This is a genomic window from Kitasatospora sp. NA04385, from assembly GCF_013364235.1.
Classification (GTDB): domain Bacteria; phylum Actinomycetota; class Actinomycetes; order Streptomycetales; family Streptomycetaceae; genus Kitasatospora.
In genome coordinates, this window is sequence record NZ_CP054919.1 from 2095017 (window position 1) to 2107552 (window position 12536).

The following is a 12536-nucleotide window of genomic DNA, read 5'->3' on the forward strand; positions in this document are numbered from 1 at the left end:
AAATTCACCGCTCCCTGCGCGGCGGCCGGGCGGCCTTGCGCGCTGTGGTTTTCCTACCTGGCAGCACCCGGTCCAGGACTGGCCCGAACCGGGAGTTGGCCCCTTTTCGCCATCTGCGGGGCCGGGCAGCCAGCGCTGCCTTCGCCGCCGGGGAACTGCGTGCGAAGCACAGCAGCAGCCCGACGGCGCACATGGCCGACAGCATCGCGGAACCGCCGTACGAGAACAGCGGCAGCGGGACGCCCGCGATGGGCAGGAGTCCCAGCGCCGACCCCAGGTTGACCACGGCCTGAGCCATGATCCACGTGGTGGCGGCGCCCGCCGCGTACCGCACGAACGGGTCCGTGGTGCCGAGGGCCACTCGGATACCCGCGTAGCCTAGTGCCGCGAAGAGCGCGAGCACCGACAGCGTCCCCACCAGTCCGAGTTCCTCGCCGGTGGCGGCGAAGATGAAGTCGGTGTGGGCCTCCGGCAGCTGTCCCCACTTCTCCACCCCGGCGCCCAGCCCGGAGCCGAACGGCCCGCCCGCGGCCAGGGCGTACAGGCCGTGCAGGGCCTGGAAGCAGTCCAGGCTCGGGTCCGGCTTGGTGACGCCGACGCAGGAGAGCCGGCCGAGGCGGTGCGGCACCGTGATGATCAGCGCGGTGCAGGCGACCACCGCGATGCCGAGGGTGGCGGCGAACAGCCGCAGCGGGGCGCCGACCATCCAGAGCAGGCCGAACAGCATGGCGATCAGCACCATGGTGGTGCCCATGTCGCCGCCGATCATGATCAGCATCATCAGCACGACGGTGCCGGGCACCAGCGGGATCAGCAGGTGCTTCCACTGGTCGAGCATGTGGGTGCGCTGCTTGCGGGCCAGCAGGTCGGCCGCCCACAGCAGCAGGGCGAGCTTGGCGAACTCGGACGGCTGGATCTGGAAGAAGCCCAGGCTGATCCAGTTCCGGTTGCCGTTGATCCGCACGCCCACCCCGGGAACGGCCACCAGCACCAGCGCGCCCACCACGCCGAACAGCAGCGGGTAGACGGCCGTGCGCAGCACCCGGACCGGGGCCCTGGTCAGCGCCACCGCGATCGCGCCGCCGAGCAGCAGGGCGACCAGCTGCTTGCGGAAGAAGAACGTCATCGGCAGGCCGTACTCCACCACCACGCTCTGCGAGGCGGAGAACACCATCACCAGGCCCAGCACCACCAGCAGCAGCGAGGCGCCGAGGATCAGGTAGTAGGGCGTCAGCGGGCGGGCCATCAGGTACCCGAAGCGCTCCCGGGCGGCCCGGAAGCGGGCGACCGGCCCGGCGGACTTGAAGGTGGTGGTGGTCGCCGAGATCAGCTGGAGGCCCTGCGGCGGCTCCTTCTCCCTGGTCGGCACCACGGGCTCCTCACGGTTCGGGTCACGGTTCGGGGCACGGACGGGAACGCGCCGGGGTCCTCCGACGGCGAGGCCGCGCCCGGGGCGGTGAGCCGCCGGCGGGCGCGGCCCGGTGGTGCGTCGCTCAGGGCAGCAGCGCCCGGACGGCGGCGGCGAACTGGTCCCCGCGCTCACCGTAGTTGGTGAACATGTCCATCGAGGCGCAGGCGGGCGCCAGCAGGACGGTGTCGCCCTTCTGCGCGGCGGCGGCCGCGGCGGCGACGATCGCGGCCATCGCCCCGGCGCCAGTCTGGCCCGGTGCGGGCTCGAGGACCGGGACCTGCGGGGCGTGTCGTTCCAGCGCCTCGCGGATCAGCTGCCGGTCCTGGCCGATCAGCACGGCGGCCCGCAGCCGGGGCGCCGCGGCGGCGACCAGCTCGTCGAAGGTGGCGCCCTTGGCGAGGCCGCCGGCGATCCACACCACGGGCCGGTAGGCGGCCAGCGAGGCCGCGGCGGCGTGGGTGTTGGTGGCCTTGGAGTCGTCGACGTAGGTGACGCCGTCGACCTCGGCGACGTGCGCGATCCGGTGCTTGTCGGGGGTGAAGGCGCGCAGCCCGTCCCGGACGGCCTTGGGGTCGACGCCGTAGGCGCGGGCCAGCGCGGCGGCGGCCAGCGCGTTGGCGATGTTGTGCGGGGCCGGCGGGTCGATGTCGGCGACGGCGCCGAGTTCGGCGGCGGACGCGGCCCGGTCGGCGACGAACGCCCGGTCCACCAGCAGGCCGTCGACCACGCCGAGGTTGGAGACGGCGGGGGCCTCCAGGCCGAAGCCGACGGCGCGGCAGCCCTCCTCGACGTCGGCCGCGCGGACCAGCGCCTCGGTGGCGGGGTCGGCCAGGTTGTAGACGCAGGCGACCTGGTTGCCCTCGTAGATGCGGCCCTTGTCGGCGGCGTACGCCTCCATCGAGCCGTGCCAGTCGAGGTGGTCGGGGGCGAGGTTGAGCACCGCGCCGGAGTGCACCCGCAGCGAGGGCGCCCAGTGCAGCTGGTAGCTGGAGAGTTCGACGGCCAGCACGTCGTACGGCTCCTCGGCCAGCACGGCGTCCAGCACCGAGACGCCGACGTTGCCGACGGCGGCGGTGCGCCGGCCGGCCGCGGTGAGGATGGAGGCCAGCATCTGGACGGTGGTGGTCTTGCCGTTGGTGCCGGTGACGGCCAGCCAGGGGGCGGGCTCGCCGGTGGCGGGGTGCGGGGTGCGCAGCCGCCAGGCGAGTTCGACGTCGCCCCAGACCGGGACGCCGGCCTCGGCGGCGGCGGCGAACAGCGGGCTGTCGGGGGCCCAGCCGGGCGAGGTGACGACCAGGGCGGTGCCCCCGGGCAGGGTGGCACCGTCGCCGAGGCGAACGGTGACGCCCTGTTCGGCCAGGGGGGCGGCCTTGGCGGCGAGGCCCGGGCCGTCCCCGCCGTCCACGACGGTGACGCGCGCGCCGAGTCCGTGCAGGACCCGGGCGGCGCTGATCCCGGAGAGGCCGAGTCCTGCGACGACGACCGGCAGTCCGGCCCACTCCGGGTTGTTCACTTGGTCACCCATCCCGCGTAGAAGAGTCCGAGTCCGACCGCGACGCACAGGCCCTGGATGATCCAGAACCGGACGACGATCAGGACTTCGCTCCAGCCCTTGAGCTCGAAGTGGTGCTGGAGCGGTGCCATCTTGAAAACGCGCTTGCCGGTCATCCGGAACGAGCCGACCTGGATGATCACCGAAAGGGTGATGATCACGAACAGGCCGCCGAGGATCGCGAGCAGCAGCTCGGTGTGGGAGACGATGGCCAGGCCGGCCAGCGCGCCGCCGAGGGCGAGCGAGCCGGTGTCGCCCATGAAGATCTTCGCGGGCGAGGTGTTCCACCACAGGAAGCCGAAGCAGGAGCCCATCAGCGCGGCGGCGACCACGGCGAGGTCCAGCGGGTCGCGGACGTCGTAGCAGGAGGCGGTGGCCTTGATCGCGTAGGCGCAGTTCTGGCCGTGCTCCCACAGGCCGATGAAGGTGTAGGCGCCGAAGACCATCACCGAGGCACCGGTGGCCAGGCCGTCCAGACCGTCCGTCAGGTTCACGCCGTTCGACATCGCGGCGATCATGAAGTAGGCCCAGATGACGAACAGCACCGGGCCGATCGACCACTTGAAGTCCTGCACGAAGGACAGGTGGTCGGAGGCCGGGGTCAGGCCGCGGCTGTCGCTGAACTGCATCGCCAGGATGGCGAAGGCGAGGGCGACGAAGGACTGGCCGAGCAGCTTCGCCTTGGCCCGCAGGCCCAGCGAGCGGCGCTTGACCACCTTGATGTAGTCGTCCAGGAAGCCGACCAGGCCCAGGCCGGTGGTCAGGAACAGCACCAGCAGGCCGGAGGCTCTGGGCATCTCGCCCGTTATCGCCTTGGTCGCGAAGTAGGCGATCAGGGTGGCCAGGATGAAGGCGATGCCGCCCATCGTGGGCGTGCCCTTCTTGCTGTGGTGCGCCTTGGGGCCGTCGTCCCGGATGTACTGGCCGTAGCCCTTCCTGGCGAGCAACTTGATCAGCGCGGGGGTGCCGAGCAGGGTCAGCACCAGGCCGATCATGCCGGAGAAGAGGATCTGCTTCACTTCGCGGCACCGTCCGCGAGCAGCGCCTCGGCGACCTTCTCCAGACCCACCGAACGGGAGGCCTTCACCAGGACCACGTCCCCCGGCCGCACCTGACTGCGCAGCAGCTCGATCGCCGCGTCCGCGTCGGACACCAGCACCGACTCCTCACCCCACGAACCTTCGTTCCTCGCGCCCAGTTCCATCCGGGCCGCCTCGCGTCCGCCGACCGCCACCAGCTTGGTGATGTCGAGCCGTACCGCGAGCCGTCCGATGGTGTCGTGCTCGTCGAGGCTGTCCTCGCCGAGCTCCCGCATCTCACCGAGCACCGCCCAGGTGCGGCGGCGCTCCGGGCCGGTGCCCGCCATCGTCGCGAGAGCCCGCAGCGCGGCCCGCACGGACTCCGGGTTCGCGTTGTAGGCGTCGTTGACGACGGTGAGGCCATCGGCCCGGTCGACCACCTCCATGCGCCAGCGGGACAGCGCACCCGCCTCGCTGAGTGCTTCGGCGACGCGGTCGACGGGCATCCCGAGCTCCACCGCCACCGCGGCGGCGGCGAGGGCGTTCGAGACGTGGTGCTCACCGTACAGGCGCAGCTGCACGGGTGCGGAACCGGCCGGGGTGCTGAGCGTGAACTGCGGCCGCCCGGTGGCGTCCAGGCGAACGTCCGTGGCCCGGACGTGCGCGTCCGGTGATTCGCCGAACAGCACGACGCGGGCCCTGGTGCGGCTGCTCATCGCGCGCACCAGCGGGTCGTCGGCGTTCAGGACGGCGACGCCCTCGGGCGAGAGCGCCTCCACCATCTCGCCCTTGGCCTCGGCGATGGCCTCGCGGGAGCCGAACTCGCCGAGGTGGGCGGTGCCGATGTTGAGGACCAGGCCGACGGTGGGCGGGGTGATGCCGGTCAGGTACTCGATGTCGCCCTTGTGCCGGGCGCCCATCTCCATGACCAGGTGACGGGTGGTCGGGCTGATCCGCAGCGCGGTCAGCGGGTGGCCGATCTCGTTGTTGTGCGAGCCGGCCGGGAAGACCGTCTCGCCGTGCTTGGTGAGCAGTTGGCCGATCAGGTCCTTGGTGGAGGTCTTGCCGGCCGAGCCGGTCAGGCCGACGATCCGGACGTCCGCGGACCGGGCGACCACGGCACGGGCGAGCCGGCCGAGGGCGACCACCACGTCGTCCACCAGGATCGCGGGCACGCCGACCGGCCGGGTGGCGAGCACCGCGACCGCGCCGTCGGCGACGGCCGCGGCGGCGAAGTCGTGGCCGTCGACGCGCTCGCCGTGCACGCACACGAACAGGCCGCCGGGCTCGATCTGCCGGTTGTCGGTGACCACCGCGCCGGTGATCGGCGCCTGCGGGTCGGCGCTGTCGAGGGTGCCGCCGACGGCCTGCGCGGCCTCGGCCAGGGTCAGGGCAATCACCGGTCTACCTCCATGAGCTGCTCGATCGCGGTCCGCAGGACCTGTCGGTCGTCGAACGGGCGGACCTCGCCCTTCACGTACTGGCCCAGCTCGTGGCCCTTGCCCGCGACCAGCACGGTGTCGCCGCTGTGCGCGCGGGCGACGGCGAGCGCGATGGCCTCGCTCCGGTCGGGGACGGCGAGCACCTCGCCGCGCTCCTGCTCGGGCACCTCGGCGGCGCCGGTGAGCATGGTGGCGAGGATCGTCAGCGCGTCCTCGGAGCGCGGGTTGTCGCTGGTGAGGACGGCGGTGTCGGCGAGCCGGGCGGCGATGGCGCCCATCGGGGCGCGCTTGTACGGGTCGCGGTCGCCGCCGCAGCCGACGACGACGTGCAGCCGGCCCTTGGTGACCTCGCGCAGCGAGGCGAGCACGGAGCTGAGCGCGTCCGGCTTGTGGGCGTAGTCGACCACGGCGACGTAGTCCTGGCCGGCCTCGACCTTCTCCATCCGGCCGGGCACCCCGGGGACGGCGGCCACCCCGGCCACCGCGGCGGCCAGGTCGACGCCCGCGGTGACCAGCACGGTGATCGCGCCGAGCGCGTTGGAGACGTTGAACGGGCCGGGCAGCGGCACCGAGGCGTCGGCCTGCTCGCCGTTCGGGCCGACCACCCGGAACGTCGAGCCGGACGGGCCGGGCTGGACGTCGACGGCCCGCCAGTCGGCGGCCGGGTCGCCGGACGCGGAGAAGGTGGTCATCGGGATCCGGGCCTCGCCGGCCAGCCGGCGGCCGTAGGAGTCGTCCCGGTTGGCCACGCCGTGGCGGGACTTGCCGGGCTCGAACAGCCGGGCCTTGGCCCGGTAGTAGTCCTCCATGTCGGGGTGGAAGTCGAGGTGCTCCGGCGTCAGGTTGTTGAACAGCGCGACGTCGTAGACCACGCCGTCGGTGCGGCCGTACACCAGCGCGTGGCTGGAGACCTCCATCACCACCGCGTCCGCGCCGGCCTCGCGCATCACGCCGAGCACGGCGTGCAGTTCGGTGGCCTCGGGGGTGGTGCGCTCGGACTTGACCCGCTCCTCGCCGACCCGCATCTCGACGGTGCCGATCACGCCGGCCAGCCGGCCGGCCCCGCGCAGGCCGCCCTCCACCAGGTACGAGGTGGTGGTCTTGCCGTTGGTGCCGGTCAGACCGATCATCAGCATGCCCTCGCTGGGCGCCCCGTAGACCGCGGCGGCCAGCGCGCCCATCACCTCGCGCGGGCTGTCCACCACCAGCAGCGGCAGCCCGGTGCCGGCGGCGAGTTCGGCCCCGGCGGCGTCGGTGAGCACCGCGACCGCGCCGGACGCGGCGGCCGCGTCGGCGAACGCCGCGCCGTGGTGGTTGGCGCCGGGGAAGGCCACGTACACGTCGCCGGGCCGCACCGCCCGGGAGTCGTGGGTGACGCCGGTGACTTCGCGCGCGGCGCTCTCGGGGGCCTCGACGGGGGCCAGTCCGAGCAGCCGGGCCGCCTCGGCGAGGGGCAGCGCGGCGGTACGGCCGGGACGGGGCGGGCTCGCGGGGGTTTGATCGGGTTTCGGCACGGCCGGAAGGCTATCGGCCCCGCGCCCCCCGGGGCCAAACCGGGCCTGCTCCGTGACGCTGCTCACAGGGCGCTGCGCGCGCCGGGGGGTGTCGCTCATCTCAGGGCTTCCAGTCGACGGGCAGGTTCGGCGCCTCGCTGCCGCTCGGCGGGACCTGGAGGGTCTTGAGGGTGAACTCCATCACCTGCTTGAAGACGGGCCCGCACAGCTGCCCGCCGAAGTGGCCGTTGACCGGGTCCTGGATGACGCAGGAGACCGTCACCCGGGGCTGGTCGGCCGGTGCGAAGCCGATGAAGGAGGCGGTGTACCCGGAGTACTTGCCGGTCTTCGGGTCCACCCGGTTCGCGGTGCCGGTCTTGCCGGCCACCCGGTAGCCCGGGATCTTCGCGGTGTTGCCGGTGCCCTGCTCGTCGGTGACGACGGACTCCAGCATCTCGGTCAGCGTCTTCGCGGTCTGCTCGGACACCACCCGGTTCTGCGCCCCGGCGGGCGCCGGGGTGAACTTCCCGTCCGGCCCGGTGGTCCCGGCCAGCAGGCTCGGGGCGACCCGCACGCCGCCGTTGGCGATGGTGGAGAACACCGAGGTCGCCTGCAGGGCGTTCACCGACAGGCCCTGGCCGAACGGGATGGTGTACTGCTGCGAGCCGTTCCAGTCCTCGGGCTTGGCCAGGATGCCGCGGGTCTCGCCGGGGAAGCCCAGGCCGCTGGGCTTGCCGATGCCGAACCGGTCCAGGTAGTCGGCCAGCACCTTGTTGGACTCGGCCTGGGTGGCGCCCAGGTGCTCGGCCGCCTCGATGGTGCCGATGTTGGAGGACTTGGCGAGCACGCCCGCCAGGGTCAGGTACCAGGTCTCGTGGTCCACGTCGTCGTGGAAGACCCGGTCCGCCCGCTGCAGCGTGTTGGGCACCTCCACGTGGGTGTCCCAGTCGGCCTTCCCGGTGTCCAGCACCGCCGCCATGGTCATCAGCTTCGCGGTGGAGCCCGGCTCGTACGCGTCCTGGAGGGCGGCGTTGCCGAGCTGGTCGGCGCGGGCCGAGGCCAGGTCGTTCGGGTCGAAGCCGGGCGAGGTGGCCATCGCCAGCACCTGGCCGGTCTTCACGTCCTGGACGATCACGTAGCCCTTCTCCGCCCCGGCGTTGGCGACCTGGTCGGTGATGGCGCGCTGGGCGGCCCACTGGATGTCCGGGTCGACGGTCAGCCGCAGGTCGCTGCCGGGCACCGGGTCCTGCCGGGCGCCGCCCGCGGTGGCGACCCGGTTGCCGCCCGCCGAGGCGTAGGTGGAGTGCCCGTCCTGCCCGGCCAGCTGCTGCTGGTACTGCAGCTCCAGGCCGCCGGTGCCGACGCCCTCGGCGTTGACGAAGCCGACCAGGTTGGAGCCCAGGCCGTTCGCCGGGTAGCTGCGCCGGGTCGACTGGTCCCAGAACAGCCCGGCCAGCGGGTTCACGCAGGCCGGGTCGAGGAACTGCCGGCCGCCCTTGTCGGCGGGCTTCTTGAGCAGTTGGGCCTGGGCGCGGCAGGCGGCGGTGTCCACCTGCTTGGTCAGCGAGGACTTCAGGTCGGCGATCTGGTTCTTCGCCTCCGGGGACTGCCGGGCCATCAGCAGCGCGTACTGGCTCTTCGGGTTCTTGCTGTTCGGGTGCAGCTTCTCGGCCAGCTTCTCCTTCGGCTGCCCGAGGATCGGCGCCAGCAGCGCCGCGGCCTGCTCCGGGGCGTCCGGCAGGTGGGTGAACTCCGGGGTGAACATGGTCGGGTCGGCGGTGATGTCGTACGCGTCGACCGAGGTGGCCAGCACGGTGCCGTCCGCGGCGGTGATCGAGCCGCGCTCGGCGGGCAGCGCCACCCGCACGTACTTGTTGGCGCCCGCGGCGGCCGCCAGCGCGTCGGAGTCCAGCAGCTGCAACTGCACCAGCCGGCCCGCGAAGACCGCGAAGACCAGCAGCAGACAGACCGTCACCAGCCGCAGCCGGCGGCGCGGGTCGGCCAGCTTGATGGTGCGCGGCCCGGACGGGGCGGGGCGGCGCGGCGGGGCCGGGCGGCGGGCCGGGCGGGCGCTGGGGCGCGGCGGGCGACCTCGCGGTGCCCGGCGGCGGCCCGCGGCCGGGACGGGCGGGCCTGAGCGCCGTCGGCGGTGCGGCGCGGTTCGCCGACCCGGCGGCGCGGCGGCTGCTCGGCGGGCGGCCGGAGCCGGACGTGCCGGAGCCCGGCCGGGGCGCGGCGGAGCGGCCGGCGGCCGAACGGCCAGAACCGGAGCCGGCGGCCGGACGGCCGGAGCCCGCGCCGGAACGGCCCGAGCCGGTGGGCGGGGTGCGGCGCGGGCGGGGGCGTCGCCGGGCGGGCGGCTCACCGCCAGCCCCGGCGGACGCGGACGGGTTGCCGGAGGCGCCGGGCGAGGAGCCGGCCGGCGGGGCGGGGGCGAGGTCGATGCCGGGGGCGGGGCTCGCGCCCGGCGCGGGCGAGGCGGACCCGGCGGCGGACGCGGACGCGGACCCGGAGGGGTCGGCGGCGCTGGGCCGGGGCACCGGCGGCTTGTCCTCGGCGGGCCTGCCCTTGCCGGTGACCGTGCCGTCCGGGTTGAGGAAGGCCGGGTCGCCGCCGGGGACCATGCCGAGCTCGCGGGCCCGCTGCTCCAGCGCGTCGGGCGCGGACTGCTCGGCGATCTGCTGCTGCAGGGTCTGCTGCTGGTCGGTGGCCTCGGTGGTCTGCCGCTTGAGCCGGGAGAGCGTGAACGACCCTTCGTTCAGGGCGGTGTTGAGCATCAGCAGCCCGAGCAGCCCGGCCGACAGCAGGGCGACCACCAGCACCGCGAACGGGGTGCGCCCCCGCATCGAGCGCGCCCCGGGCCGGACGGTGATCCGCGCCCTGCCCCCCTGCCCGGGGACGCTCCCCCGGGTCCGCTCGCCGGCCACCGGCACCGCTCCACTCCCCTTCGCTCCGCTGTTCCCGGCGGCTGGCTACCTCCGGGTCCGTCTGATCCTCTCCGCCACCCGCAGCCGCACGGGCGCGGCGCGCCGGTTCTCCTCGATCTCCTCCTCGGTGGCCAGTTCGGCACCGCGGGTGAGGAGTTTCAGCCAGGGCTGGAGATCCTCGGGGATCACCGGCAGGCCCGGCGGGGCGGTCGAGGTGGCACCGGCCTGGAGGTACTGCTTGACCAGGCGGTCCTCCAGCGACTGGTAGGACATCACGACGATCCGGCCGCCCACCGCGAGGGCGTCCAGCGCGCCGGGGATGGCCCGGTCCAGCACCTCCAGCTCGCCGTTGACCTCGATCCGCAGCGCCTGGAAGGTCCGCTTGGCCGGGTTGCCGCCGGTGCGCCGGGTGGCCGCCGGGATGGCGTTGCGGACCAACTCCACAAGACGAGCGCTCGTGGTGAACGGTTCCCGCTCGCGTTCCCGCAGAACGGCGGAGGCAATCTTCCCGGCGAACCGCTCCTCGCCGTACACCTTGAGGATCCGGGCCAGGTCGCCGTGGCCGTAGGTGTTGAGCACCTCGGCGGCGGAGATGCCGCGGGTCTGGTCCATCCGCATGTCCAGCGGGGCGTCCTGGGCGTAGGCGAAGCCGCGGTCGGCCTCGTCCAGCTGCATCGAGGAGACGCCGAGGTCGAACAGCACGCCGTGCACCTCGGGGACGCCCGCCTCGGCCAGGACGCGCGGGATCTCGTCGTACACGGCGTGCACCAGGGTGGCCCGGTCGCCGAACCGGGCGAGCCGCTCGGCGGAGAGCTCCAGGGCCTGCGGGTCGCGGTCGACGGCGATCAGGCGGACGTCCGGGAAGCGGGTCAGCAGGGCCTCGCTGTGGCCGCCCAGGCCCAGGGTGGCGTCCACCACGACGGCGCCGGGCGCCGAGATCGCCGGAGCGAGGGCGTCCAGGCAGCGCTCCAGCATCACCGGGACGTGCCGGGGGGCGGGGCTGTCGGTACTCATACGGGGGCGGGGCCCTTCCTCAGGTGCGGTGTGGCCGGGCCATTCTCGCGCACCGGGCCGGCCGGGACGCACGCCGCCCGTGGTCCCCGCCCGCTCGCTCGGGGGAAGGAGCGACCGCCCGGCACCGGGGAAGGTGCGCCAGGTGGGCACGGAGCGGGAGGAGGCCACGGGCTGCGTGCGGGCCGGCCGGCCCGGCGCGGAGGGCGGCCCGCCCGCCCGGTCGCCGGGCGCCGTCCGCCGTGCTCCACTGCGCCTGCAGCCTATCGCCCGCGCCCGGCCAGTCAACGCCCCGCTCCGGCGCACCACCCGGCCGGCCGTATCGGTTTGCGCAGGTCGGGCCGGTGCCGGGCGGCCGAAGGGGGTGGGGCGCGGGGCCCGGCGGGTGCGCCGGGCGAACCGGGGCGAAGCCGTTCGAACGTCCCCGGCGGGCCGGGCCGGACGGCGGGGGCGGCCGGCCGCCGGGGCGTCCGCCCCGTGAGATCCGCCCGCCGCGCCGAAACCGGCGGGGGCCGCTCCCCGTCCCAAACCGGGACAGCCTTCGCGTTGTCGCCCGGCCGGGTGACTTCTGGCCGTGCGACAGGGAAGAATGCGCCAAGTATTCGGGGTGGGCCGGGCTCGAACCAGCCGCCCGGCGACTGTGCACATGGGAGCTTACGGGTGACGACCATCAACGGACAGGGCACGGAGCAGCCGGAGTCTGGCCGCTACGACCGGCGGGAACCGGCCGGGATGGCGGAGCTGGCGGCGGTGGTCGACCGGGTCCGGAAGTCCGTGGAAAGCGTGATCGAGGGCAAGCCGGAGGCGGTCCGGATCGCCCTGACGGTGCTCCTCGCCGAGGGCCACCTGCTGCTGGAGGACGTGCCGGGCGTCGGCAAGACCATGCTCGCCAAGGCGCTGGCCCGCTCGGTGGACTGCACGGTGCGCCGCATCCAGTTCACCCCCGACCTGCTGCCGTCCGACGTGACCGGCACCAACGTGTTCGACCAGCACCAGCGGGACTTCGAGTTCCGGCCCGGCGCGATCTTCGCGCAGATCGTGGTCGGCGACGAGATCAACCGGGCCTCGCCGAAGACCCAGTCCGCGCTGCTGGAGTCGATGGAGGAGCGCCAGGTCACCATCGACGGCACCACGCACGAGCTGCCCTCGCCGTTCATGGTGATCGCCACCCAGAACCCGGTGGAGATGGAGGGCACCTACGCCCTGCCCGAGGCGCAGCGCGACCGCTTCATGGCCCGGATCTCGATCGGCTACCCCAGCGCCGAGGCCGAGTTCGCGATGCTCGACCTGCACTCCGCGGCCAACCCGCTGGACGACCTGCAGCCGGTCGCGCACGCCTCCGACCTGCTCAAGCTGATCGACCTGGTGAAGACCGTCTACGTCTCCGACCCGGTCCGCCGCTACGCCGTCGACCTGGTCGCCGCCACCCGCACCAGCCCCGAGCTGCGGCTCGGCGCCTCCCCGCGGGCCACCCTGCACCTGGTCCGGGCGGCCCGCGCGCACGCCGCCCTGGACGGCCGCGACTACGTGCTCCCGGACGACATCCAGGCGCTCGCCGCCCCGGTGCTGGCGCACCGCCTGCTGCCGACCTCGGAGACCCAGCTGAGCCGCCGCACGGTCGAGCAGGTCGTGCTCGACCTGGTGGCCCGACTGCCGATCCCGCGCCCGCAGGGCCGCTGAG

Annotated in this window: 8 protein-coding genes; 1 reads left to right on the plus strand and 7 read right to left on the minus strand. The window is 74.0% G+C overall.

The features are described 5' to 3' along the window. Positions 1 to 4: 4 nt before the first annotated feature. The 7 genes from ftsW to rsmH all read right to left on the minus strand — a co-directional run bounded on the left by ftsW (position 5) and on the right by rsmH (position 10858). A complete protein-coding gene (ftsW, locus tag HUT16_RS09095) occupies positions 5 to 1246 on the minus strand; it encodes a putative lipid II flippase FtsW (protein ID WP_254898273.1) in 1242 nt (413 codons plus the stop codon). A gap of 247 nt (positions 1247 to 1493) precedes the next feature. Next, the gene (gene murD, locus HUT16_RS09100; RefSeq protein ID WP_176187192.1) at positions 1494 to 2936 is read right to left on the minus strand and encodes a UDP-N-acetylmuramoyl-L-alanine--D-glutamate ligase; all 1443 of its coding nucleotides are present in this window, start codon (positions 2934 to 2936) and stop codon (positions 1494 to 1496) included. Beyond that, positions 2921 to 3982, minus strand: a complete 1062-nt coding sequence (gene mraY / locus HUT16_RS09105) for a phospho-N-acetylmuramoyl-pentapeptide-transferase (protein ID WP_176187194.1) — start codon at positions 3980 to 3982, stop codon at positions 2921 to 2923. The genes murD and mraY overlap by 16 nt, the downstream gene beginning before the upstream one ends. After that, positions 3979 to 5382: a UDP-N-acetylmuramoyl-tripeptide--D-alanyl-D-alanine ligase gene (gene murF, locus HUT16_RS09110; RefSeq protein ID WP_176187196.1), complete on the minus strand. Its 1404-nt coding sequence runs from the start codon at positions 5380 to 5382 to the stop codon at positions 3979 to 3981. Before murF ends, mraY begins: the two co-directional genes overlap by 4 nt. After that, positions 5379 to 6938, minus strand: a complete 1560-nt coding sequence (locus HUT16_RS09115) for a UDP-N-acetylmuramoyl-L-alanyl-D-glutamate--2,6-diaminopimelate ligase (protein WP_176187198.1) — start codon at positions 6936 to 6938, stop codon at positions 5379 to 5381. The genes murF and HUT16_RS09115 overlap by 4 nt, the downstream gene beginning before the upstream one ends. A gap of 100 nt (positions 6939 to 7038) precedes the next feature. After that, positions 7039 to 8892: a penicillin-binding protein 2 gene (locus HUT16_RS09120; protein ID WP_303392074.1), complete on the minus strand. Its 1854-nt coding sequence runs from the start codon at positions 8890 to 8892 to the stop codon at positions 7039 to 7041. 997 nt (positions 8893 to 9889) lie between these two features. Continuing rightward, positions 9890 to 10858: a 16S rRNA (cytosine(1402)-N(4))-methyltransferase RsmH gene (gene rsmH, locus HUT16_RS09125; protein WP_176187200.1), complete on the minus strand. Its 969-nt coding sequence runs from the start codon at positions 10856 to 10858 to the stop codon at positions 9890 to 9892. 729 nt (positions 10859 to 11587) lie between these two features. Between rsmH and HUT16_RS09130 the strand changes: the two genes are divergently transcribed. Beyond that, entirely contained in the window at positions 11588 to 12535 is a 948-nt protein-coding gene (locus tag HUT16_RS09130) for a MoxR family ATPase (RefSeq protein WP_176192579.1), read from the plus strand. Position 12536 lies beyond the last annotated feature (1 nt).